The organism is Quyinboa mangrovi (assembly GCF_042219825.1).
Lineage (GTDB): Bacteria > Bacteroidota > Bacteroidia > Bacteroidales > UBA5342 > JBHJHP01.
Map to the genome: position 1 here is coordinate 506,305 of NZ_JBHJHQ010000004.1, position 24,216 is coordinate 530,520.

20 protein-coding genes are annotated in these 24,216 nt (G+C 38.2%); 12 read left to right on the plus strand and 8 right to left on the minus strand.

The window, feature by feature from the left end; translation table 11 throughout:
- Window positions 1-19 precede the first annotated feature (19 nt).
- From ACE1ET_RS10830 to ACE1ET_RS10845, 4 genes are read right to left on the minus strand one after another with little or no spacing between them, the layout of a single operon-like run.
- Window positions 20-565, minus strand: a complete 546-nt coding sequence (locus ACE1ET_RS10830) for a 2-oxoacid:acceptor oxidoreductase family protein (RefSeq protein ID WP_375728421.1) — start codon at window positions 563-565, stop codon at window positions 20-22.
- Window positions 566-576: 11 nt separating this feature from the next.
- The gene (locus ACE1ET_RS10835; protein ID WP_375728422.1) at window positions 577-1,344 is read right to left on the minus strand and encodes a thiamine pyrophosphate-dependent enzyme; all 768 of its coding nucleotides are present in this window, start codon (window positions 1,342-1,344) and stop codon (window positions 577-579) included.
- Between the two features lie 3 nt (window positions 1,345-1,347).
- The gene (locus ACE1ET_RS10840; protein ID WP_375728423.1) at window positions 1,348-2,430 is read right to left on the minus strand and encodes a 3-methyl-2-oxobutanoate dehydrogenase subunit VorB; all 1,083 of its coding nucleotides are present in this window, start codon (window positions 2,428-2,430) and stop codon (window positions 1,348-1,350) included.
- Window positions 2,431-2,443: 13 nt separating this feature from the next.
- Window positions 2,444-2,668 (minus strand): 4Fe-4S dicluster domain-containing protein, encoded by a 225-nt coding sequence (locus ACE1ET_RS10845; RefSeq protein ID WP_375728424.1) that lies wholly within the window; start codon window positions 2,666-2,668, stop codon window positions 2,444-2,446.
- Between the two features lie 374 nt (window positions 2,669-3,042).
- Between ACE1ET_RS10845 and ACE1ET_RS10850 the strand changes: the two genes are divergently transcribed.
- From ACE1ET_RS10850 to ACE1ET_RS10865, 4 genes are read left to right on the plus strand one after another with little or no spacing between them, the layout of a single operon-like run.
- Window positions 3,043-4,767, plus strand: a complete 1,725-nt coding sequence (locus tag ACE1ET_RS10850) for an alanine/glycine:cation symporter family protein (RefSeq protein ID WP_375728425.1) — start codon at window positions 3,043-3,045, stop codon at window positions 4,765-4,767.
- A gap of 56 nt (window positions 4,768-4,823) precedes the next feature.
- Window positions 4,824-7,340, plus strand: a complete 2,517-nt coding sequence (locus tag ACE1ET_RS10855; protein WP_375728426.1) for an OmpA family protein — start codon at window positions 4,824-4,826, stop codon at window positions 7,338-7,340.
- 21 nt (window positions 7,341-7,361) lie between these two features.
- Window positions 7,362-9,095, plus strand: a complete 1,734-nt coding sequence (locus ACE1ET_RS10860; RefSeq protein WP_375728427.1) for a hypothetical protein — start codon at window positions 7,362-7,364, stop codon at window positions 9,093-9,095.
- Window positions 9,092-10,615: a DUF5723 family protein gene (locus tag ACE1ET_RS10865; protein ID WP_375728428.1), complete on the plus strand. Its 1,524-nt coding sequence runs from the start codon at window positions 9,092-9,094 to the stop codon at window positions 10,613-10,615. Before ACE1ET_RS10860 ends, ACE1ET_RS10865 begins: the two co-directional genes overlap by 4 nt.
- Window positions 10,616-10,633: 18 nt before the next feature.
- Here the strand turns inward: ACE1ET_RS10865 and ACE1ET_RS10870 are convergent, their stop codons facing one another.
- Genes ACE1ET_RS10870 through ACE1ET_RS10880 form a run of 3 tightly spaced genes read right to left on the minus strand, consistent with a single transcriptional unit; the run spans window position 10,634 to window position 13,152 of the window.
- The gene (locus tag ACE1ET_RS10870; RefSeq protein ID WP_375728429.1) at window positions 10,634-11,767 is read right to left on the minus strand and encodes an Lnb N-terminal periplasmic domain-containing protein; all 1,134 of its coding nucleotides are present in this window, start codon (window positions 11,765-11,767) and stop codon (window positions 10,634-10,636) included.
- Window positions 11,764-12,621, minus strand: coding sequence for a lipoyl synthase (lipA, locus tag ACE1ET_RS10875; RefSeq protein ID WP_375728430.1), 858 nt, complete (start codon window positions 12,619-12,621; stop codon window positions 11,764-11,766). The genes ACE1ET_RS10870 and lipA overlap by 4 nt, the downstream gene beginning before the upstream one ends.
- A gap of 36 nt (window positions 12,622-12,657) precedes the next feature.
- Complete coding sequence (locus ACE1ET_RS10880) at window positions 12,658-13,152, minus strand: SLOG cluster 4 domain-containing protein (protein WP_375728431.1); 495 nt, start codon at window positions 13,150-13,152, stop codon at window positions 12,658-12,660.
- A 40-nt stretch (window positions 13,153-13,192) separates the two neighbouring features.
- On the opposite strand from ACE1ET_RS10880, the gene xseB reads away from it, so the two are divergent.
- The 6 genes from xseB (at window position 13,193) to ablB (ending at window position 20,758) form a co-directional block, all read left to right on the plus strand.
- A complete protein-coding gene (xseB, locus tag ACE1ET_RS10885) occupies window positions 13,193-13,390 on the plus strand; it encodes an exodeoxyribonuclease VII small subunit (protein WP_375728432.1) in 198 nt (65 codons plus the stop codon).
- Between the two features lie 349 nt (window positions 13,391-13,739).
- A complete protein-coding gene (gene dnaA, locus ACE1ET_RS10890; protein WP_375728433.1) occupies window positions 13,740-15,173 on the plus strand; it encodes a chromosomal replication initiator protein DnaA in 1,434 nt (477 codons plus the stop codon).
- Window positions 15,174-15,442: 269 nt separating this feature from the next.
- Window positions 15,443-18,013, plus strand: coding sequence for an alpha-glucan family phosphorylase (gene glgP / locus ACE1ET_RS10895; protein WP_375728434.1), 2,571 nt, complete (start codon window positions 15,443-15,445; stop codon window positions 18,011-18,013).
- 193 nt (window positions 18,014-18,206) lie between these two features.
- Entirely contained in the window at window positions 18,207-18,581 is a 375-nt protein-coding gene (locus ACE1ET_RS10900; protein WP_375728435.1) for a hypothetical protein, read from the plus strand.
- Window positions 18,582-18,612: 31 nt separating this feature from the next.
- A complete protein-coding gene (kamA, locus tag ACE1ET_RS10905) occupies window positions 18,613-19,929 on the plus strand; it encodes a lysine 2,3-aminomutase (RefSeq protein ID WP_375728436.1) in 1,317 nt (438 codons plus the stop codon).
- Window positions 19,895-20,758 carry a putative beta-lysine N-acetyltransferase gene (gene ablB / locus ACE1ET_RS10910; RefSeq protein ID WP_375728437.1) on the plus strand — a complete coding sequence of 288 codons (864 nt, stop codon included), beginning with the start codon at window positions 19,895-19,897 and terminating at the stop codon, window positions 20,756-20,758. The genes kamA and ablB overlap by 35 nt, the downstream gene beginning before the upstream one ends.
- A gap of 4 nt (window positions 20,759-20,762) precedes the next feature.
- Here the strand turns inward: ablB and ACE1ET_RS10915 are convergent, their stop codons facing one another.
- Window positions 20,763-21,440 (minus strand): Crp/Fnr family transcriptional regulator, encoded by a 678-nt coding sequence (locus ACE1ET_RS10915; RefSeq protein ID WP_375728438.1) that lies wholly within the window; start codon window positions 21,438-21,440, stop codon window positions 20,763-20,765.
- A 149-nt stretch (window positions 21,441-21,589) separates the two neighbouring features.
- Here ACE1ET_RS10915 and ACE1ET_RS10920 point away from each other — a divergent pair, with 149 nt between their 5' ends.
- Window positions 21,590-22,501: an ATP-binding protein gene (locus ACE1ET_RS10920; protein ID WP_375728439.1), complete on the plus strand. Its 912-nt coding sequence runs from the start codon at window positions 21,590-21,592 to the stop codon at window positions 22,499-22,501.
- Between the two features lie 52 nt (window positions 22,502-22,553).
- On the plus strand, window positions 22,554-24,212 hold the full coding sequence (gene hcp, locus ACE1ET_RS10925) for a hydroxylamine reductase (RefSeq protein ID WP_375728440.1): 1,659 nt from the start codon (window positions 22,554-22,556) through the stop codon (window positions 24,210-24,212).
- The last annotated feature ends 4 nt before the right edge of the window (window positions 24,213-24,216 follow it).

The following is a 24,216-nucleotide window of genomic DNA, read 5'->3' on the forward strand; positions in this document are numbered from 1 at the left end:
ATGAGCCGGATCATATTATTTAATTTTGAGCTTCTATCAAATCAAATCCGATTTTCAATGCTTCTTCATTTTTCGGTATCAGATGATGATGCCGGGAAGGGAGGGATTTCTTCAATCCCGCAATAACATTATCAGTTTCCACGATAGGCTTAACTTTTAGAAAACCGCCCAGAACAATCATGTTGAACGTTTTCAGCATCTTAAGTTTTGCTGCTTTTTCGGTTGCATCAACCCTGAAAATATTAATGTCCTTACGTTCAGGATGACGTGTAATCCCGTTTCCGTCGTATATCAGTGTTCCTCCGGGTTTTACCTTATCTTCAAATTTATCCAACGAAGGCTGGTTCAAAACTATTGCAGTATCAAATTTGGTAAGAACCGGAGATGATATGCGTTCATCACTCAGTATTACCGTAACATTTGCCGTTCCGCCTCGCATTTCAGGTCCGTAAGATGGCAGCCATGAAACTTCCTGTCCCTGCATAAGGGCCGAATAAGCCAGAATTTTACCCATAGATAAAACACCCTGGCCACCAAATCCTGCGATTATTATTTCTTCTTTCATGGGGTTTCTTTTTAAATGTCTTTAATATCACCGAGTGGATAGAACGGGAACATATTTTCTTCCATCCATTCGTTGGCTTTTACAGGTGTCATTTTCCATCCGGAGTTACAGGTGGAAACAACTTCAATAAATGAAGTACCTTTATTTTCTTCCTGGTTTTTAAAAGCTTTTAGTAATGCTTTTTTTGTCCTTCTAACACTCGCTGCAGTATGCACACTCTGGCGGGTAACATATCTGGTTCCTTCAAGATGAGCCACAAGTTCAGTCATCTTAATTGGATTTCCATCCTGCGAGCTTTCCCTTCCGAAAGGACAGGTGGAAGTTTTCATCCCTTTTATGGTTGTTGGAGCCATCTGTCCACCCGTCATGCCGTAAATACCGTTATTGATGAAAACGATCACGATGTTTTCTCCACGGTTGCAGGCATGAATGGTTTCTGCAGTTCCGATGGCGGCAAGGTCGCCGTCACCCTGATATGTAAATACATAACGGTCAGGAAGTAAACGTTTGATGCCGGTTGCAACGGCAGGTGCTCTACCGTGTGCAGCTTCCGTCCAGTCAATATTGAGATAATTATACATGAAAACCGAACAGCCAACAGGAGCCACGCCAATGGTTTTTTCCTGTATCCCCATCTCTTCTATCACTTCTGCAATTAATTTATGTACCACGCCATGGCTGCAACCAGGGCAATAGTGCATTGGCTTATCGGTGAGAATTTTCGTTTTTTCGTAAACGATATTTTCGGGTTGCATTATTTGTTCAAGAGTCAGTTCCATATTTTACCCTCCGATTATTTTATTTTTCAATGCGTCTACAATCTCATCCGGCGAAGGAACAATACCACCCATACGGCCAAAATGTTCAACTTTAATTTTCCCGTTGGTGCTTAAACGCACATCTTCAATCATCTGTCCGGCATTCATTTCCACAGTTAGCATGCCTTTAACTTTTGTAGAATATGTGTCAAGCCTTTTTGAAGGGAAGGGGAACAGCGTTATGGGTCTGAACAGTCCTACTTTTATGCCTTCCTCGCGGGCAATTTCGGCTGCCTTCTGACAAATTCTTGCAGCAGAACCAAAAGCTACAAGCAGGTATTCGGCATCTTCGCACATGATCTCTTCGAACATCACATCATTCTCTTCAAGATCCTTATACTTAGCCTGCATCCTCAGGTTATTTTGTTCCATCATCTCGGAATCCATCTCAAGGGAGGTGATGATATTATAATCACGGGAACTGTCTTTGCCTAAGGTTGCCCATGGATAATTGCTTCGGATATATGATTCTTCCATCCTGTCTTTCTGGGCAGGAAGAACAACTTTTTCCATCATCTGTCCGATAATTCCGTCTGACAGGATCATGGCCGGATTTCGGTATTTAAAAGCAAGTTTAAAAGCAATATCAACGAAGTCAGCCATTTCCTGAACTGAACTTGGTGCCAGTGTAATCAGCTTATAGTCACCATGTCCACCGCCTTTAACGGTTTGCAGATAATCGGCCTGACTGGGCTGTATGGTTCCAAGTCCCGGACCACCACGCATTACGTTAACTACAAGACATGGCAGTTCTGCGCCGGCAATGTAGGAAATTCCTTCCTGCATTAAGCTGATTCCCGGACTGGATGATGATGTCATCACTTTTTTACCACATCCGGCTCCACCGTATAACATATTAATTGAAGCCACTTCACTTTCGGCCTGTAAAACAACCATGCCGGTGGATTCCCATGGTTTCTCAGCCATAAGTGTTTCCATAACTTCAGATTGTGGAGTAATGGGATATCCGAAATAACCATCACAACCACAACGGATGGCTGCCAGGGCTATTGCCTCATTTCCCTTGAGTAGTCTTACTTCTTCCATAAGATTTGTTCTTTTATATTTTTACCCTGTAAACGGTAATACAACTGTCAGGACAAACCAACGCGCAATTGTTGCAACCTGTACAGTTATCAGGGTTGGCCATATACGAATAGTTATAACCTTTCTTGTTTACCTTGGCTCCCAATGCCAATACATCCTGTGGACAAGAGACCACACATAAATCACATCCTTTACAGATTTCGATGTCTACTTTAATTGCGCCTTTAACTTTAGCCATGCCACTAAAATTATGAGTTATTTTGAGGTTCGATCCTTAAATATTCAGATCTATTCTGTGAATAAAAAATTCTACAATTTGAATAAATATTCACTTTTAAAAATGAACGTATCGGAACAAAGCTATATAAAATTAACCGAACAACAAACAAACTTTTGTCAGGTTGCCGCTATATAAAACCGTTAGAAATAAGGGACGATGTGATGGAATTATGTTTGATTTATTATCAAATTAGAATAATAAATATTCAATTCGTTTATGATTAACGTACTTCATTGAAAAAATGTGATGTTTTGTAAGTTAAATATTACTTTTTGGAAGAAGATATTTTTGATTTGTTAACAATTAGTGTATTTTAGCTGAAAAGCATGATTATGGTAAAATTACAGGAAATTCTTCAGGCTGTAGATGGCGCAATAGGAGGGAGCGGATGGTTTGTATTTATGTTACTTGGTGTAGGAATTTTCTTTACTTTTTACCTTGGATTTCCCCAGATCAGATACTTTAATCATGCCATACGCTGTGTGCTGGGCAAATACGATAAAAAGAGTGACAAAGGTGATACTTCGCATTTTCAGGCTTTAACCACTGCTCTTTCAGGGACGGTTGGAACCGGCAATATAGCAGGAGTAGCACTGGCAATACATCTCGGTGGTCCGGGCGCACTTTTCTGGATGCTGGTTACTGCAGTACTTGGCATGTGTACCAAGTTTGTTGAAGTTACATTATCGCATAAATACCGTGAATTTGGCGAAGACGGAACCGTTAGTGGTGGTCCTATGTATTACATGAAAAAACGTCTGAATTTAAAAACCGGATCAGGCAAAATGATAAAAACAGGTTACTGGATGGGAGGGTTTTTTGCTGTTGCAACGGTAATATCTTCGTTCGGAACCGGTAATTTACCACAGATAAACGGTATTTCGAATTCGCTGTTTTCAACGTTTGGTATTAATAAGGTATTAACCGGACTGATTCTTGCTGTTTTGCTGGGGCTGGTTATTATAGGCGGTATCAAGCGAATTGCTAAGGTTACTTCGCGCCTGGTGCCGGCAATGGCAATTTTTTATTTTTTAGGAGCTTTGGGTGTTTTGATCGCTAACTATAGTAATATATTACCTTCGTTTGCATCAATTTTTACAGATGTATTTACGGGAACTGCTGCTACCGGAGGATTTCTTGGAGCGAGTTTTATATTCGCATTTAACAGGGGTGTGAACCGGGGATTGTTTTCCAACGAGGCAGGTCAGGGATCGGCGCCAATTGCACACTCTGCGGCCAGAGCTCATGAACCTGTTTCTGAAGGTTTCGTGGCTATTCTTGAGCCGTTTATTGATACGATAATTATATGTTTCCTGACGGGAATGGTTATATTATCTTCGGGTGTCTGGAATGAAAAGCTGGAACAAAAATTTCAGTATTCCGATATGGAAATTCTTAACGGTGTTTACCGTGAAAATAATCCTGGGGAAAAAGAAGCTGTTTATCATCATCTGCAGGATCAGAAAAAACTGGAGGAATTTACAGGTGATCTGGATATTATCAATGGAAAAATTACCAATGCTATAACATTTCTGCATGCAAGATCTATCGCAGATCATATTGTTGTTAAGCAGGGTGATCAACTATATACAGGAAAGGTTCACGTTACAGATGGTAATATGCCGGCAGATGCCAATCTTGATTTTTATGGGAAATCCCTGATGCATAGTGCTCCATTGACTGCGGCAGCTTTCACAAAAGGTCTCTTTGGATCATTCGGACAATATATTGTTTCCATCGGACTCCTGTTGTTTGCATTCAGTACGGCGATATCCTGGTCGTATTATGGTGACAGGGCTGTTACATATCTGGTTGGAAGCAAATGGGTTGTCTGGTACAGAATTATTTATGTGCTGGGTTTTTTTGTGGCCGCTTTTGTGGATACAACACTTGTCTGGATCTTGTCAGGAATTACAATTGCATTTATGACAATTCCTAACCTGATAGGAATATTTTTGTTGCATGGTGAAATGAAGACGACCGTGAAAGATTACTGGACAGATTTTATAAAAGAACATCCTGAGAGCAAAATTCCGCGCGGTGTGTTAAAAAATTAAAAAATTTGTTTTAATTTTACCGTAATTTAAAATACAACAGAATAAACTGATTACATATGCGATCTAAACACTACTTATCCCTGCTTTTATTTACTCTGTTTTTTTCGGGTTTTGTATATGCCGGGGAGGATGTTAAAATTGTGTTGAATGATTTTATATCCAAGGACGCAGATACCCTGGGCGCCAGGGAGCTGGTTAAAGCCGGTGACAGGCTGTATAAAAAAGGCGTAGAACACTACGGAGAAGCATTAGAATTTTTTAAAGGTGCTTTAGTTGCCAATAGTAATTATGCGCCTTTGAATTATAAAATAGGTGTTTGTTATTTATACACCAATAATAAAAGGCCTGCTTTATCCTATCTTCTAAAATGTGAACCGGATATTTCTCCGGAATATTATTTTGTTTTGGGAAGGGCATACCATTTTAACCTGATGTTTGACAAAGCACAGCAGTGTTATTATTCATATTACGATGGACTGAAACCTAAAAAACAGCAGGAACTTTCGAAGAAAATAGCCAAACTAACTTCTGAATGTAAAAACGGTAAGGCATTAATCGCAGACAGTGCATGGGTTGATGTGCATCCCTTTTATGCATTAAACAGTAAAAAGGATGAGTTTCAACCGTTTTTTGCTTATACAGACTCTGTTTTCTTTTTCAGTAGTAATCGTAACAGCAAAAATAAAATAAACGAAGACTTCTTTTATGTAGACCGAAGTGCGTTAAAGCTCGGTGAAGATACAGTTTTAGAGTTGGGGGAACCGGGTCATGGCGTGAATAGCAAAATCAATAATGCTGCGTTGTGCTATAACCCGTCAATGGATATACTTTTAACTTACAATGGAAAGGCGGGAAAGGGAGACTTGTTTTACATGGAGAAAAATAAGCAGGGGAAATTTAAACAGCCTAAACCACTGAAAGGAGAAATTAATACAAAATATCAGGAGGGAACAGCCATGTTTCTTGATCTGAAAACCCTGGTTTTATCAAGTAACAGAAAAGGTGGAGAAGGTGGAATGGATTTGTACATTACACATCTAAATGATGATGGTAAATGGAGTGTGCCGCAAAATTTGGGGTCCTATATAAATACACCTTACGATGAGGAAGTTAGTGGTGTAAGTATTGATGGGAGAACATTATATTTTACGACTCAGGGACATAATTCCATGGGAGGAAATGATATTTTCAGCACAACACTGACACGGGAAGGTGTGTGGACCACACCGGAAAATCTTGGCTATCCGATCAATACGCCTGATAATGATGTCGGTTATCTTGAAATTGATACCAATAAAGTAATAGTTGTTGGTACCCGCCCCGAAGGAGTTGGTGGTTTGGATATGTTTCAGCTGACTTACAAGTATGTTGTAAATCTGGATGACGAGCACTTCAGCATTAAGGGTAAAGTAACCGACTCCGAAAATAATGAACCGGTGGACAGTGCACATGTTATTATTTATAATGTTTTTAACGATTCTGTTCTTGCCGAACTCACAACAGACAAGGAAGGGTTTTTCTATAAATGGTTCCCTGATAAAGAAAATGTAGGGTTCAAGGTAGATGCTGTCGGTTACAAACCATATATGGAAGTATTTAAAGAAGAAATTGGATCAGATACATTGTACTTTGCATCTGTGGAAATGGTACCCGAAGAAGTTGAAAAAGTTGTAACCTACGACTTTACCTTATTGGGGCAGGTTAAAGATAAACAAACCAATAAGCCTTTGATTGCCATAATAGAAATCTATAATGATGCAGATTCACTGATTGATAAGGTTACAACGGATGAAACCTACGGTAGATATAAAACTGAACTCAGTGATATAAGGAGATCGTACTATTTTAAAGTATCTGCAAACGATTATATTTCTGAAGATGAGTTGCATGTGTTTAATGCTGCAGACAGTGTTAGAACAGCGGTTCAGAACTTTACGCTCATGCCACAACCCAAGCAGGAATCGCTTATGTTTGCAGGAACTGTCACAGATTCAAACACCGGCGAACCAATTGTTGCAGAAATGAAATTTATTGATCCGGTTTCGCAACAGGAAAGTATTATCTATCCTGATTCAGTAACCGGCCGTTACAATTACATGTTGCAGGCGCATCACAGTATGGTGGTTGAACTGCGTAAGGATGGTTACTTCTTTACGTTTGAAATGGTACCTGCTCCACAGAATAAAGAAGAGAAGCTGGTTCGTAAGGATTTTCAGCTTAAACCGATAAAGAAAGGTGAGAAGATTGTTTTGAATAACATTTTATTTGAGACCGGTAAAGCTGTTTTAACCAAAGATTCTTATGCTGAACTTGACAAACTGGTTAAGGTGATGCTGAACAGTAAAGTTAATGTTGAGATTTCAGGGCATACCGATAACACAGGTGGTTATGAACTGAATAAAAAACTGTCTCTTGCAAGAGCTAAAGCAGTAGTGGATTATTTGATTTCAAGTGGCATTGAAGCGTCACGGTTAAAATATGCCGGATATGGACCGGATCAACCGATAGCAACCAATACTACCAGGGAGGGCAGAGCTCAGAACCGAAGGGTTGAAATGAAAATTATTGACTAATAAATGGATAACATAAAGATCATGAAAAATATACGAATGTTGAAAATATCCGGAATTCTGATGACACTGGTCCTGTTGGTGGCAGGGTGTGTTGAAAAGGAAGTTCTGGATCTTAATAACGCGGATTTTGAAACGTTCGATGTGCCTGCAAGGATAGCAATACCATTGGCTAAAGGAAATGTTTCAATACGTGATGTAGTGGAACGTCTGGATATTAAGGATTTTGAACTTAAAACATTTGATGACGGACTGATTTATTTTGACTATACAACTACTTTTGATATTTCAGAATTTGTAAAAGTTGATGTGCCGGATCAGACGCATCAGGAGCAGTTGATACAAGATGGAACACCAATTCCGGATTTCATTCCTGTTTTTGGCGGGTTGAGTTACCCAATTTCATCAGAATCAAAATTTACCGTACAGGTGGAAGGAGCAGAGATTTATGAGGCAGTGGTTAACGGCGGTACATTTGAGGTTTATGCTGATGATGTTTTGGGCGGTAATTATCCTGGAATTGAGCAAAAGCTGGAAGTGACAATTAAGGAATTAACGCTTGATGGTGCGTATTTCAATCAGACATTTACCAACGATGACTTTGGTAAAACTCATTCATTTGATATGGCAAATTATGTATTGGTTCCTTCTGTTTCGGGAAGTGATGAATATATTACCATTGAATATACCTATACATTGACCAATACAACTTTATCAACAATAAATGTTGCAGCACCTAAATCATTGTATTTTGAGTTTGCAATGCGTAATATTGATCCAAGATACGTAAGAGGTTTCTTTGGTACACGAGAAATTTACAGCGGTAATTCTATTGTTGATATTCCAATTATTGATACTAAGTACGTTGAGGATTCAACAATATTTTTTAAGAATCCGAGTGTAGTGATTGACCTGATTAATCCTATTGCCATGCCTTTTGATGTAAACATTAAACAGATTGGATTGATTAACCGTAATAAAAAGGACACAACATTTCTGGAAACTGATGAATCAACATTCAGTGTTGACGGTGGAGTACCCCATTTCCCGGGGGATTATCAGGTGAATATAACGCCATCAGAATTAACTTATACGTTTGATACTCTGAATTCAAATGTAGAAGAATTTGTAGGAAATCTTGGGCGTGCATTTGATAAAGTACTTTTGAACTACAATGTGATTTCAAATCCTGCAGGGAAGGATCCTGAAAATGATAATGTGCTGTTATTTGACAGTGCAAATGTTATGGTTAAATCTACTGCCATACTTCCATTATGGGTCAAAGCAGAAAATCTGTCGTATGAAGATACGGTTGCTTTTGATTTTGAAGCCGAAGTACTTGATAGTGTGGATATGGACACAACTGCTATTGATAATATTGATTCCGTACGGGTTATTCTTGGGCTGACGAACTCAATCCCGATTGATTTTATGGGGCAGATTTATCTTGCAGACCAAAACTACAATATTCTTGACAGCGTGTTTACTCAGTCCGAAAATATTTTGATTCATGGTGCTGAAGTTGATGGGGCAGGAGAGGTAATTTCCCCGGTTGAGAGTGTTATCGAGTTGGCGGTAAGCCCTGATAAAAGAAATGTATGGCGACCCGGAAAGTATATTATTTTTAAAGCCAGAGCCCAGTCATCGTCAAAACGTTTTGTTAAAGTATACGATTACCTTGGTTTGGAATTCTATGTAGGATTTGAAGCAAGTGGTCGCGTGAATAACGACTTAATAGATGCCAGTCAAAATCAATGAAAAACAGTAGAATGATGCAAAAGATAAAAGTAATAGCTTTGTTTATAGCCGTCTTTTGGGGGTTAAACGCTAACGGTCAGCTCGTTAATTCATTGTATTATATGGATAATCTTCCCCAGGCGTCCAGACTTAACCCTGCACGAATGCCAAACTGTAACTTCTACATCAACGTGATGAATGTGGGAACCAGTATGTTTACGGAATTGGGTCCGCAGCATATCCTTACGCAGGATAATGTAATAAATGACACGCTTCGAATGCCATATTATAATGAGACATTGTGGAATGAATTTCTGGATAAGCTGCATGATCCGATATCGTTAAATCTGGAAACTGAAGCTGGAATGGGATTTGGTTTCAGGGCAGGAAGAGGGTATTTTCATTTCGACCTTACAGAACGTAATATTATGAACATTCATTTGGCGAAGGATTTCCTTACTATGAATGATCTTGGAAACGATGTTACAAAAGACTTTAGTACATTAAGTATAAATTCCACGGCATTTATGCAGGCAGGACTCGGTTATGCAAGGGAAATAACACCTAATTTAAATGTTGGTATGAAACTTAAGCTGCTAAAGGGACTTGCTGCGGCTACTGTTAATGTAAACCGTGCTGAATTATATACGTCCGTTGAACAGTGGAATTTTACAGCCGATGCCATTGGCGATGTTTCTATTCCTGTTCGTTTCGATGTGGATCAAAACGGTGATCTGGTTGCCAACGATTCTGTTTTACAAAATATTGATTTCGGATACATTAAAAAGTATTCTTCGCCGGCAACGAATTTCGGTGCTGCAGTTGATTTGGGTGTGGAATATAAAGTAATGCCTCAGTTATACCTGTCAGCCAGTTTGGTGGATTTGGGAAAAATCTGGTGGAACAACAATGTTTCCAATATTGCTGCCGGAGGAAACGTAAATTTTGAAGGCGTAAGTGAAGAACCTTTGCTGTATACTGATCAGGAAAAGGTCGATGATTATTTTCAGAATCTGGGAGACAGCCTTCTGAATGAATTATCCTATGGGGTCAGCCATAATAATTTTTCATCAGGCCTTGCTCCAAAATTGTATGTGGGTGCGGAATATCTTTTAAATGAACAGATCAGCTTTGGTTTGCTTTCAAATACTACATTTTATAAAGATAAGACCATGGAGTCCATAATGTTCTCTGCCAATGCGAATCTGTATCATTTCCTGACAGCAGGGGCTCACTATGGCTGGAACTGGGGATATGCCAATACCGCTGGTTTTACTTTGGGAATAAATATTTTCCCGATACAGATTTATTTAGCAGCTGATTATTTACCGTTGAGGTATCAAAAAGTTGATGTCACCGAAGGAAATAATCAAATAGATCTTGGATTTGCCAAATGGGATTATGCACCGATACCGGTAAACTTAAATGCATTGAGCCTGCAGGTAGGACTCAACTTTAAGTTTGGTTGCAGAAAACGTTATAACGAACCGATTTATAAAGATAAATATGATAAAGAAATTCCCGGATGGAGGGAATTGTAATCAGTTAAGTGAATTACACTAAGCCGTCTTTATTTCAGGCGGCTTTTTTTTTCTGTTAATTTTTATATGCGTCGCAAGCAAGGTTATTACATTCAATGTGAGTAAAATAATTGGTAAGGTAGTAGCCTGTTTAACAATAAGTATTATCAGTAATGCGATCAGATAATAAATGAAATACAAGTTAAAAAATATGCCTGTTTTTTTAAAAAAGATCAGGTAAAAGGCACCCAGAATATTCAGTGGTTGCAAAATCAGAATATTATAATTTGGAAATACAGCCGGATGAATAGAAAAGAAACTGATAAAACTCAGGATCAACCCACCAATTCCAGTTATGAAAAGTACGATAATCAGAGGCCAGTTTTTAAGATCTTTTGCTTTGAAAAAGCGGATTAAAAGAATGATCAGCAGAACAATAAAAACCTGTGCAGGGGTTAGGAACGAGGTTTTTGAATTCTGAGGTTCTGCTTGGTATAACGTAGTTATTGCATATCCTTTCTCTTTGTATGCATTCATTAATTCCAGGGGGAGAAACAACTTCTCTCTTTGAGTAATAATGTTTTCAAGGGGTTCTCCGAGTGCAAGATTAATCCCAAATCGTGTCCACGTTGCGTGTTTTAAATAAGGTTGTAATATATCTCTGAAAGTCCGGGGGGGAGCAGTATCTTCATAGGTGTGGATGTCAAAAGTTTTTTCAAGGTCGTCACGGACCTTGGTGGCACAGTTGTTATATAAAAAATTGTAGAGATATGTTCTGTTCTCAGGTTTATAGTCTGTAGCCAGTATTTTTATCAGTTTATGTTTTTCATCAGGAGTCAGGTTCAGTTTTTGCTCCCAAACACTTCTTTCTTCTACCTGGTACGAAAACATAAATGATTCATAGGATTGAACTCCCAGCATATAATACGTTTCACCTTTTACAAATTTCCAGATAAAATGTTTGCTGCTGAAATTAAAAAGTCCGTAGTTAAATACATAATCCTCTTTTGTTTCTGTATTGTTTACCCGAATTGCTGTATGACCGAACAGTGAATATACATCGGTACCTTCAGAACAGGTTAGAAGACTGAATTCTGAATTTGTGCTTAAAATGGCTCCCTTGAAAAGTACAGAATTTAAAAGTAATAAAATGATGAATGTAGCTTTTTTCATGATGACTGTTTAATATGCTTTTCTGCATGATACGATGAACGTACAAGTGGACCACTTTCCACCATTTTAAATCCTTTGTTTAATGCTATTTCCTTAAATTTTCTGAATTCATCGGGGTGAACATAACGTTCTACAGGCAAATGAAATTTAGTGGGCTGTAAATACTGACCCATGGTTAAAATGGATGTTCCGGTTTTCCGGATGTCGTCCATTGTATTCAGTATTTCATCATCAGTTTCGCCCAGGCCAAGCATTATACCTGATTTTGCTGTTACTCCTGATGAAGCTATATGTTTCAGAACGTCCAGACTTGTTTTGTATTTTGCTGCAGATCTGACTTTGGGTGTCAGTGATTCCACAGTTTCAAGATTGTGCGAAATAATTTCGGGTCGGGCAGATATAACGTTATTTAAAAGGTCTGTTTTGCCCTGAAAATCAGGGATCAAAACTTCAATTGTAGTTTCCGGGTTGATTTCCTTAATCTTTGTAATAGTCAATGCCCAGTGCAGGGAGCCTAAATCTTCCATATCATCTCTGTCAACAGAGGTTATGACTGCGTGCTTCAGTTGCATAAGCCTGATTGATTGCGCAACATTATCAGGTTCCAGCGGGTCAGCAGGTAAAGGTTTCCCGGTTTTTGTATTGCAAAATTTACAGGATCGTGTACATATATCTCCAAGGATCATAAACGTGGCGGTTCCCAGATTCCAGCATTCGCCCATATTGGGACACTTACCGCTGGTACAGATGGTGTGCAGGTTATGTTTTTGTACAATATCATAAACGGTTTTGTACGATTCTCCCTTAGGTAGTTTTATTTTTAACCAGTCCGGTTTTCGTCTGCTTTCTGCCATCTTTTTTGTGCAAAGATATTATTTGTGTTATTAAAATTATTGCAACCATTCATTTAATTGGATCATAACATCGCTAAGTGTTTCCACAATAACAAGTTTATTATAGTTCATGCTTTTCAATAGTGCAATAGATTCAATACTTTGGTTCAGTGCAATCAGCGGCTTTTTGTTTTTTATGGTCAGTGCCATTTCTGAAAGTGTTCCGGGGGTGTTGCCTATGGCGATAACCACATCGCTGGATAATACGTTAATATTATTTCTTGCGTTTCCCATTCCGGTTATTATTGGAACAGTAATATTTTGTGCAGCTTCTGATTTGTCAGAACCGGGTAAAATCCCTACTGAAATACCTTGTTCTGAGGCTACACCATCGATTGCGGATTTCATAACACCGGAATTCCTGCCACCACATAAAACAATGAAATTCTTCCTGGCCAGTTGTGATCCCAGTTCGAAGGCAATTTGTTTATCTTTAACACTTGCATCCTCACCTGAGCCCATTATTCCTATAATACCCATAGTGGTTCTCATTATTATTTATTAAGTTTGTAGGTAAGACAAATTTAGAAAAATGGAATCAGAAGAGCTAAATTATTCGGACGCCCTTGCCGAACTCGAACAAATTCTTGAACAAATTGAAGGTGACGAACTTAATATTGATGATTTGTTGGGTAAGGTAAAAAGGGCTGCTGTTTTAGTTGAGGCTTGTCGGTCAAAATTGAATGGAATTGAAACTGAAGTGGAGAATATTTTGACCAAAATAAAATAAATGTTAAGAAACATTAATGCACTTAACTTAACATTTTTTAAAAAACCGGATAAAAAAAAATGAATTCGTAAGTTCCGAAAATTGCCATTTTTTCAACAGAAAAAAAAATAAGAAAAAATTGATTTTTTTTAGGTTGATTAAAACCCTTATTTTTAAAGCAAAATAGCTCGTTTTGTTTGTAAGTTTCTGATAGTTAAATTGTTATATAATTAACTGAAACACAAAACGTTGTATTAAAAATTACAATTGCAAGTATTATTAAATTTTTTTTTGAACTTTTTTTTCTCAAAATTTGTCTTCACGTTTAATTGAAACTGAATGTCTAACCCTTTTAATACTAAAATTTCAAATGGTTGAAACTTGTGAACATGTCTGGTCTAAATGCATGGACTTTTTCAGGGATAATTTGCAGCCTGCTACATATAAAACGTGGTTTGAGCCGATTAAGCCTTTGAAAATGTCAAATAATGTGCTGACTATTCAGGTTCCCAGTCCATTTTTTTATGAATTTTTAGAAGATAAATATATAGATCTGCTCAAGAAGGCCTTGTATAAAGAGTTGGGCCCTGGTGCCAAGCTCGAATATCAGGTGGTTGTTGATAAAAATGATGCAGACAGAACAAAGGGTAAGGAAAGTGGAACCGTAAGGCTTCCGGGACAAAATGGTGGAGATGCACATTCAGGAATGCCACGTCATAACGGATCACCTGTAATTAAGAATCCGTTCATTATTCCTGGAATAAAAACAATTGATTTGGATCCACAGTTAAATCCGAACAATTCCTTTAACAACTTCATTGAGGGTGATTGCAATAAAGTTGCGTGTTCTGCGGGAAATGCAATTGCCTCCAAGCCCGGGAAAACACCTTTTAATCCACTGTTTGTTTACGGTGAATCAGGTTTAGGTAAAACGCATCTGGCTCAAGCTATTGGCTTAAAGGTTAAAGAGTTGAATCCTAATAAAACTGTACTTTATCTGAGTGCGAATCAGTTTCAGACCCAGTATACCGAATCAGTTCGTAATAATACTCAAAACGATTTTGTAAATTTTTATAAACTGATCGATTTTCTGATTATTGATGATATTCATGAGTTGTCAGGAAAGGAAGGAACGCAAAATACATTCTTTCATATTTTCAATCATTTGCATCAGTCAGGTAAGCAACTGATTCTAACATCGGATAAGCCACCGTTTCAGCTACAGGGAGTGGAACAACGCTTATTATCCAGATTTAAATGGGGGTTGTCTACAGAATTGGAATCCCCTGATTATCTGACACGTAAAGCAATTCTGAAGCATAAGGTGTATCAGGAAGGGTTGGAGATAGGTGATGATGTTATTGATTATCTGGCAGAAAATATTACGGCCAACATTCGAGAGCTGGAAGGCGCTTTGATCTCTTTAATAGCGCAGTCAACCTTTATCACACATAAGGAAGTGGATATAGAAATGGCTCAGGATATTGTTAGTAAGCTTATTAAGACTTCTAACCGAACAATATCCATTGAAAAGATTCAACGGGTGGTGTGTGATTATTTTGAACTATCACTTGATGTATTACATTCAAAATCAAGGAAGAGAGAAATTGTACAGGCAAGGCAAATAGCCATGTATCTTGCAAAGAACTATACGAAAAACTCACTCCAGAATATAGGTCAGCAAATAGGTAAACGGGATCATGCTACTGTTCTGCATGCGTGTAAAACAGTTAACAACCTGATGGATACGGATAAGTCTTTCAAGTCCAGTTTGAAGGAGCTTGAACTTAAATTGAAATTCTAGAAAAATCAAAATAACTGAAAGAGGAGTAGCTTTACTCCTCTTTTTTATGGCATTAAATTTTTTATTTTTTGTAACAAATAAAAAATGTATTTTTGTCACACCACATAATTTAATTCTCTGGATTATCCAATTTCTGTAAAGAAAAATAAACTACTCAATATCAGTATGATAGTAGGCGTATTATCAGATTGTTTAACATTGTCTGATTTAAACTGTTATTATAGTGATTAAGTGGAATTGGAAATCGGTAAAATAAGAAAATACAACACATGAAGATACAATCGTTTAATGTTACTCCACCACAGTGGAAAACAATTAATGTGGCTTCGAGCCTTCCTGAAGAACTTAAGGGTTTGGGTGAAATTGCAAGAAATTTCTGGTACGTCTGGAATTATGAGGCAACAGATGTTTTCAGTACAATTGATCCTGATTTATGGGAAGATTATAAGAATAATGCAGTGCTTTTACTGGAACGTACCAATTATAAAAGATTCGAAGAATTGTTAGGCAATGAGTCTTTTATGAAGAAGTATCACAAGGCATATGATAAGTTCAAGGCTTACATGGCTGAAAAACCGGCAGCAGATTCTCCTTCCATTGCGTATTTTAGTATGGAGTATGGATTGGCTGATATTCTGAAAATATATTCAGGAGGTTTGGGAATTCTCGCCGGAGACTATCTGAAAGAGGCAAGTGACTGTAATGTTAATATGACAGCGATCGGACTTCTTTACCATTACGGATATTTTACGCAAACACTTTCAATTAACGGTGAACAGCAAGCTATTTTTGAAGCTCAGAATTTCAATCTGTTACCCGTTGAACAGGTTAAGGACGAAAATAATAATATTATCAAATTTACAATACCATTTCCTGGGCGTGATTTGCATGTAGCCATGTGGAAGGTTAATGTTGGAAGGGTAGCGCTATATCTGCTTGATACGGATCTTGAAGAAAATAATCCTGCTGACAGAACGGTAACACATCAGTTATACGGAGGAGATTGGGAAAACAGGCTGAAGCAGGAAATACTTTTAGGTTTTGGTGGGATAAAAGCTCTGGAAACTCTGGACATTAATAAAGAATTGTACCATTGTAACGAAGGACACGCGGCATTTATCAATGCTTCGCGTTTGTCGCATTATGTAAATTTTGAAAATCTTGATTTTGAAGTTGCCCTTGAACTTGTCAGAGCTTCGTCACTTTTCACGACACATACTCCCGTACCAGCCGGTCATGACAGCTTTGATGAAGATATGCTGAAGCATTATCTGGGTTATATACCTGAACAGTTAACACTTGGATGGGATGATTTTATGGCACTGGGGAGAACAAATCCAGATGATAAAAATTCCAAATTCTCCATGAGTATTTTTGCCGCTAAAACATCACAGGAGATGAATGGCGTAAGCTGGTTGCATGGGAAAGTGAGTCAGGAAATGTTCCGGAATCTTTGGCCGGGATTTATGCCAGAAGAACTACATATTGATTATGTTACCAATGGTGTACATTACGGAACATGGACAGCCCGTGAATGGCGAAAACTATATGAAAAGAATTTTGGTGAAAATTTCCTGAGTGATATATCAAATCCTGCTCACTGGAAGAAGATTTATGCATTGCAGAATGATGAAATCTGGAAGGTGAAACTGGCATTGAAGGAAAAGTTGGTTGATTATATAAAACAGCGGTTCGAAGAAGACTGGTTGAAAAAACAGGGTGATCCATCAAGGATCGTACAGCTAATTGACGGTATGAAATCAAATGTGTTAACGATTGGTTTTGCGCGTCGGTTTGCAACTTATAAGCGTGCTCATCTGCTTTTCAATGATCTTGACCGGTTGTCAAAAGTTCTTAATAATCCGGAAAAGCCTGTACAATTTCTTTTCGCAGGAAAGGCGCATCCGGCCGATGGTGGAGGACAGGGACTTATTAAGCATATTGTTGAAATTTCAAGGAGACCTGAGTTTCTGGGTAAAATCATATTCCTGGAGAATTACGATATGTCACTTGCTCGTAGATTGGTGTCAGGTGTGGATATCTGGCTTAATACGCCAACCAGACCATTGGAAGCATCCGGTACAAGTGGACAAAAAGCTGAAATGAATGGAACACTTAATCTGAGCGTATTAGATGGATGGTGGCTCGAAGGTTATCGCGAACAGGCAGGTTGGGCAGTTACAGACAAACGTACGTATGACAACCAGGCTTTTCAGGATGAACTGGATGCAGCAACAATTTATAGTCTGCTTGAAAACGACATTATCCCGGCTTATTATAACAGAGACAAAGAGGGAATTTCTCAGGACTGGATTGAATATATTAAAAAATCAGTCAGTGAGATAGCTCCGCATTATACCACTAAACGTATGCTTGATGATTATATTCATAAGTTTTATACCAAGCAGCACAAGCGTGTATTGAGTCTGAAGGCAGACGAAAGCAAACTGGCCAGGGAACTTGCGGAATGGAAAAATAAAGTCATAGAACAATGGGACTCAGTAGAGATCAAATCGGTTGATGTTCCAGATTTTAGTTCCATGCAGCCTAAAATTGGTGAATCGTTCGATTTAAATGTTTCAGTGGATATTAAAGGTTTAAAAGCAGAAGATATTGGGATAGAACTGGTGCAGATGGCAGAAGATGATGAGACACATAATCAGTACGTGAAGGCTTTAAATCAGATGGAAGTTTTAAAAACAAATGGTTCTGAAATTACATATCATCTAAATCTTACCTTCTCTGATCCCGGATCGTATAATTATGCCATCCGGATGTATGCCAAACATGAAAATCTACCGCACAGACAGGATTTTGGTTTGGTCAAATGGGTCAATTAAAACAATCGTATATCTTATAGGAAAAAGGTCTTCTGTTCCAGAAGGCCTTTTTTTATGATTATGATTGGTATAAACCTTTTAAATGTTAATGTTTTTTAGAAATCCTTTAATCTGTTAACATTTCTTGAATGCCTCAGCCTGTTATTGTAAATTTGACTTTACTGGTAATATTTTAAATTGTGAAATTATGAAAATGGCAAACTTAGATAAAGAATCCATAACAAAAGTGGTTCTGAAGGAGGTGACGCGTCAGAACAGAGGGGCTGAAATCCATGCGAAACATACCAGAGATCTTCCAAATCCTGCCAGACTTGCATGGAAGAACAAAGAGGAAAATTATATGCCCGATATCATTGTGAGAAACGGGAAGAATGGTATGAGCATTTATGAAATCGAATTAACTGATGAATTTGATATTGATAAATGGCGTTTATATTCTATGTATGCAAGACGCTCAAACGGAAAACTGCATCTGGTTTTACCACGCTGGCTTTCTACCCGTGCCAAAGAAAAAATTGACGAATGTAATCTTAAAAATATCCTCGTTGAATTTGTAACTGACGCCTGAAATTTTAACCATATAAATTATTTACTTTTTTATGACAATCTACAACAAAGTCCAAAGGGATATTGCAGAAAAAATTAGTTCTGATACTACTGGAAAAAACTGGCAGGACTGGAAATGGCAGCTAAAAAATTCCATTAATACCATTGAAAAGTTTGAAAAACTCTCCGGAATTAAATTCTCTGATGAACAACGCAGGAAACTGGACAAAACACTTGATAAATTCCCGCTTTCAATTACACCGTATTATTTTTCTTTAATTGACTTTGATAATTATGAGAACGATCCTGTTTTTAAGCAGTCGTTTGCTGATAACAGGGAACTTATAATTGCTAAAAGTGATTTGAAGGACCCTTTAAGTGAAGACAAGGATAGTCCTGTTCCGGGAATTACACATCGCTATCCAGACAGGGTATTGTTTCATATCAGCAATATCTGTTCAATGTATTGCCGATTCTGTACACGGAAACGTAAAGTTGGTGATACAGATTTTATTCCGAGCAGAGCTCAGTTGAAGCTTGGTATTGACTATATAAAAAATACACCTGGAGTAAGAGATGTCCTTCTTTCCGGTGGTGACCCTTTGATGTTGCCTGATGACTATCTTGACTGGATATTGACAGAACTGCGCTCAATTGATCATGTGGAAGTCATAAGAATCGGAACCAGAATGCCGGTGGTACTGCCTTACAGAATTACAGATGACCTTGTAAATATGTTGAAAAAACACCAGCCGCTCTGGATTAATACACATTTTAATCATCCAAGAGAAATTTCACGATCCTCAAAAGAAGCCGTAAGAAAACTCGCAGATGGTGGATTCCCGTTGGGAAATCAATCTGTTTTACTGGCCGATGTTAACGATTGCCCTAAAATAATGAAGAGCCTGATGCATAAACTGGTAATGAACAGGGTACGTCCGTATTACCTCTATCAGTGCGATTTGTCGGAAGGATTAACACATTTCAGAACACCGGTAGGGAAAGGGATAGAAATTATGGAGAGTCTGATAGGCCATACCAGTGGTTTTGCTGTTCCAACGTATGTTGTTGATGCTCCGGGTGGAGGGGGTAAAATACCGCTTACACCAAATTATATCATATCATGGTCCACTAATAAAGTGATTCTAAGAAATTATGAGGGAGTGATCACCACGTACAAAGAACCGGATACGTATGAGCCTAAATTCTGTAACCGTGATTGTGAAAATTGTACACTTGAACTTGATCTTAATGAGGCTACTGAGTCACAAATGCTTGGTATTCAGAAATTACTGTCTGATGAAAATGATTCTATTTCACTAATTCCTAATGAAAATGAACGGTATAAAAGAAGAGAAGAGCACATTTGATAAAATTGAAAAAATTGGCCACGGCAGTTTGGTTCAGCATGGCAAACTAAATGATCGTCTTTATCTTATAAAGTTGCATGCTAATGACGGCGAGATTATTACAAATATGATTGAGAAAATTGCTGCCGAAAGTAACTATTCTAAAATATTTGTAAAAATCCCTTTTTCGGCCCGAAATGGGTTTATCCGGAACGGATATGTTCAGGAAGCGGTAATTCCGCATTATTATCTGAATGCTGAAGACGTGTGGTTTATGGCGAAATATTTATCAAAGGATAGAAGCATACCTGATTTTGTAGATTTAAAAAACTTTCGTAAAGTTCTGGATTCTCCGTTAAACAGTTTAAAATATAATGCCGATCCGGAAGTGACGTTACGGGAACTGAATGAAAGTGATATTTACAATATTGTTGAGGTATATAATAAGGTCTTCAAAACTTATCCGTTCCCCATACATGATCCCAATTATATAAGAGACGTTATGAAGAGCCACGTGCGGTTTTTTGGGGCATTTTTTCATAATCACCTCATTGGTTTATCTTCTGCAGAGATGGACAGAGTAGCCGGGGCTGCTGAAATGACGGATTTTGCTGTTTTGCCTGAAAGCCGGGGGAAACGGCTGGCATATCATTTGCTGAATCTGATGGAGAGGGAAATGTTAGATGAAGGTATTGAAACAGTATTCACAATTGCCCGGATCAAATCTGCAGCGATGAATAAAACGTTCATAAACAGTGGCTATACATTTTCAGGAACATTAGTGAATAACACCAATATAAGCGGGAATATTGAATCGATGAATGTATATTATAAGAAACTTTTGGTGTAGGGAATCACTGGATAAGTTGGATTAACCCAGCTTCATTTAATATGGAAATTTTTTTCCCGTCAGCAATAATTAATCCGTCCTTGTCCATTTCGCGCATGGCACGGGTCAGCGATGGCCTTGCCACTCCAAATATTTCCGAAAGCTCGTTATGTGATGCTGTTAACTCAAATGTGTTATTGCCACTCTTTTTTGATTGTTGAATCAGGTAATGCGCAATTTTTCCTTTTATGGTCTGAAAGGATAAGAACCTGATACGTGATGTTAAGAACTGAGCCCGGTTTGATACCAAACCAAGATAATTATTTAAGATTGTTTGGTTAAGCTGAAAAAGTTTCAGCAGTGAGTCTTTGGGGATTACCAGTATTTCAGACTCCTGAATGGCAACGACATCAACCGGGAAACGGTTGTTTTTGCCGAAAATAAATGACGGAGCCAGAGGTTTACCCTGATCCAGTTCTTCGATCCTGATAACTTTTCCCGAAAAATCTATCATCTCACCCTTAACTTTTCCTTTAATAACAATATAAAGAAAACGGCATTCTTCATCGCTGTAAGCTATAGTATCCCTGGGATTATATGTTTTAAGCTTAAATGAAATTTTTTCCAGTTCATTGTTAATCACCTCTTCTGATAATCCGAAAAAGATCGGGCATTTCACTAATATACCGGCAATATCTGTCATAAAATACATTTTATCAAATGTACCTTTTTAACAGCCTTCGTTCAATAATGTTTTTACATAAATTTTTTTTTAAAAATATGTGGTTGTAACAATTGTTACCGGTATGGATCATAAAATCATACCATTTTTGTAGTGTAAAATTAAATGAGATGCTAAGAGACGTAGTAAAAATAGATGAAAGCCTTTGTACCGGATGTGGTGATTGTGTTCCGGGGTGCCATGAAGGAGCGTTACAGATAATAGATGGAAAAGCCAGGTTAATCAGTGACCTGTTGTGTGACGGACTGGGGGCCTGTCTTGGACATTGTCCTACCGGAGCATTAACCATTGAAAAACGGGAAGCAGAACCTTATGATGAAGTTAAGGTAATGCAACTGATGGTTGAAAAAGGACATAATACTGTCGTGGCTCACATGAAACATTTAAAGGAGCATGGTGAAACAGGTTTTTTGAAGGAGGCTGTTGGCTATCTTAAATCCAATGCAGTATCGCTTAATATAAATGTGAATGCTATTATCTCTGAAGTTCATAACAGTGGTGCTTCGTGTGGTATGAATCATGGCGTTCAACAAACACCTGTTAAAATGCAGCATGCGGGCAGTAGCTGTCCCGGATCTAAAAGCATGAGTTTTGCCCCAACAGGAATGACTGTAGGCACTGCTGTTGAGAATGATGATTATACCGCTTTGTCGCAGTGGCCGGTTCAGATGCATCTTATTAATCCTGCTGCAGGTTATTTCAATGGTGCCGATGTGGTTGTAGCCGCGGATTGTGTGGCATTTGCCATGGGAAATTTCCATCAGCGGTTTTTAACCGGTAAAAAATTGTGTATCGCCTGTCCTAAGCTGGATTCAGGATTAGAGAGTTATCTGGATAAAATGAAGCGTCTGATTGATGAGTCTGATATAAACACAATGACAGTGGTGATAATGGAAGTACCATGCTGTTCAGGATTACTCAGGCTGGCTCAGATTGCAGTTGATCAGGCATCACGGAAGATTCCGTTAAAAGCAGTTACTGTATCTGTTCAGGGCAAAGTGTTGAAAGAGGAATGGGTATAAAAATTTGTGTTCAAAGGAATAAATAATAAACTAAAAAAAATAAGAATTTACAATGAGTATGTTTTGTTTTCAATGCCAGGAGGCAGCAAAGGGAACCGGTTGCACGGTAAAAGGAGTGTGTGGTAAAACTGACGAAATAGCTGCAAGTCAGGATACTTTAATTTATGTGGCAAAAGGTGTTTCATTCTTGGCTGATGCACTGAACGAAGCCGGACAGAAAAGTGATGCTGCTGATAAATTTGTATTTGAAGCACTCTTTATTACGATTACCAATGCAAATTTTGACAATGTCAAAATCGAAGATAAAATTCACGAAGGCATGATATTAAAAGCAGAGTTGCTGAATACGGTGAAATCATTTTTTGTACCTGATTTTCAATATCCCGATGCTGTAACATGGTATGCAGAGACCGAGCGGGAGTTTGAACTGAAGCGATTTGCAGTGAGTATTCTTAGTGAGGAAAATGAAGATATCCGTTCTCTGAAGGAACTTTTAACGTATGGGTTGAAAGGTATGGCTGCATATGCTGAACATGCTTACAATCTTGGGTATACAAATAATACTGTATTCAACTTTATGCATAAGGCATTAGCTGCAACGTTACAAAAAGATATTTCCGCAGATGAACTAACCGATTTGGTTCTGGAATGCGGTAAACATGGTGTAGATGTGATGGCGCTTTTGGATCAGGCCAATACGGAAAGTTACGGACACCCGGAATTGTCAACAGTAAATATAGGCGTAAGAAAAAATCCGGGTATTCTCATTAGTGGACACGACCTGAAAGATATGGAAGAGTTGCTGAAGCAGACTGAAGGAACAGGTATTGATGTATATACACATAGCGAAATGTTGCCTGCTAATTACTATCCTGCATTTAAAAAATATAAACATCTGGTTGGAAACTACGGTAACGCATGGTGGAAGCAGAAAGAAGAATTTGAAAGCTTTAATGGTCCGGTATTGCTGACTACAAACTGTTTGGTTCCGCCCAAAGATTCGTATAAAAACAGGGTTTATACAACAGGAGCAGCAGGATTTGACGGATGTGTTCATATACCTGAACGTAAAGACGGGCAACCCAAGGATTTTTCTGCTATAATTGAACATGCAAGATATAGTGAAGCACCTCTGGAAATTGAACAGGGTTCAATTGTTGGCGGTTTTGCGCACAACCAGGTTTTCGCTCTAGCAGATAAAGTGGTGGATGCTGTTAAGTCGGGCGCTGTAAAACAGTTTGTGGTTATGGCCGGTTGCGACGGAAAGATGAAGAGCAGGGATTACTATACTGAATTTGCCAATGAATTACCGAAGGACAATATTATATTGACCGCAGGTTGTGCAAAATACAGGTATAATAAACTGAGTTTGGGAGATATTGGTGGAATACCAAGAGTTCTTGATGCCGGACAATGTAACGATTCCTACTCACTGGCGGTGATTGCGTTAAAACTGAAAGAAGTATTTGAATTGAACGATATAAATGAACTGCCGATAACATATAATATCGCGTGGTACGAGCAAAAAGCAGTAATTGTACTGTTGGCCTTACTTTATCTTGGTGTTAAAAACATACACTTGGGGCCAACATTGCCAGCATTTGTTTCACCTGGAGTTGCAAAAGTTTTGATTGATAATTTTGGGTTAGGTACAATATCGGATGTGGAGAGTGATCTGGTGAGCATGAGTTTAACAGTGGAGCAGGATTGATTTT

What these genes read in the sequence shown, in the direction of transcription:
- ACE1ET_RS10830 (WP_375728421.1), bottom strand. Translation starts at nt 565, where the DNA reads ATGAAAGAAGAAATAATAATCGCAGGATTTGGTGGCCAGGGTGTTTTA.
- ACE1ET_RS10835 (WP_375728422.1), bottom strand. Translation starts at nt 1,344, where the DNA reads ATGGAACTGACTCTTGAACAAATAATGCAACCCGAAAATATCGTTTAC.
- ACE1ET_RS10840 (WP_375728423.1), bottom strand. Translation starts at nt 2,430, where the DNA reads ATGGAAGAAGTAAGACTACTCAAGGGAAATGAGGCAATAGCCCTGGCA.
- ACE1ET_RS10845 (WP_375728424.1), bottom strand. Translation starts at nt 2,668, where the DNA reads ATGGCTAAAGTTAAAGGCGCAATTAAAGTAGACATCGAAATCTGTAAA.
- ACE1ET_RS10850 (WP_375728425.1), top strand. Translation starts at nt 3,043, where the DNA reads ATGGTAAAATTACAGGAAATTCTTCAGGCTGTAGATGGCGCAATAGGA.
- ACE1ET_RS10855 (WP_375728426.1), top strand. Translation starts at nt 4,824, where the DNA reads ATGCGATCTAAACACTACTTATCCCTGCTTTTATTTACTCTGTTTTTT.
- ACE1ET_RS10860 (WP_375728427.1), top strand. Translation starts at nt 7,362, where the DNA reads ATGAAAAATATACGAATGTTGAAAATATCCGGAATTCTGATGACACTG.
- ACE1ET_RS10865 (WP_375728428.1), top strand. Translation starts at nt 9,092, where the DNA reads ATGAAAAACAGTAGAATGATGCAAAAGATAAAAGTAATAGCTTTGTTT.
- ACE1ET_RS10870 (WP_375728429.1), bottom strand. Translation starts at nt 11,767, where the DNA reads ATGAAAAAAGCTACATTCATCATTTTATTACTTTTAAATTCTGTACTT.
- lipA (WP_375728430.1), bottom strand. Translation starts at nt 12,621, where the DNA reads ATGGCAGAAAGCAGACGAAAACCGGACTGGTTAAAAATAAAACTACCT.
- ACE1ET_RS10880 (WP_375728431.1), bottom strand. Translation starts at nt 13,152, where the DNA reads ATGAGAACCACTATGGGTATTATAGGAATAATGGGCTCAGGTGAGGAT.
- xseB (WP_375728432.1), top strand. Translation starts at nt 13,193, where the DNA reads ATGGAATCAGAAGAGCTAAATTATTCGGACGCCCTTGCCGAACTCGAA.
- dnaA (WP_375728433.1), top strand. Translation starts at nt 13,740, where the DNA reads ATGGTTGAAACTTGTGAACATGTCTGGTCTAAATGCATGGACTTTTTC.
- glgP (WP_375728434.1), top strand. Translation starts at nt 15,443, where the DNA reads ATGAAGATACAATCGTTTAATGTTACTCCACCACAGTGGAAAACAATT.
- ACE1ET_RS10900 (WP_375728435.1), top strand. Translation starts at nt 18,207, where the DNA reads ATGGCAAACTTAGATAAAGAATCCATAACAAAAGTGGTTCTGAAGGAG.
- kamA (WP_375728436.1), top strand. Translation starts at nt 18,613, where the DNA reads ATGACAATCTACAACAAAGTCCAAAGGGATATTGCAGAAAAAATTAGT.
- ablB (WP_375728437.1), top strand. Translation starts at nt 19,895, where the DNA reads ATGAACGGTATAAAAGAAGAGAAGAGCACATTTGATAAAATTGAAAAA.
- ACE1ET_RS10915 (WP_375728438.1), bottom strand. Translation starts at nt 21,440, where the DNA reads ATGACAGATATTGCCGGTATATTAGTGAAATGCCCGATCTTTTTCGGA.
- ACE1ET_RS10920 (WP_375728439.1), top strand. Translation starts at nt 21,590, where the DNA reads ATGCTAAGAGACGTAGTAAAAATAGATGAAAGCCTTTGTACCGGATGT.
- hcp (WP_375728440.1), top strand. Translation starts at nt 22,554, where the DNA reads ATGAGTATGTTTTGTTTTCAATGCCAGGAGGCAGCAAAGGGAACCGGT.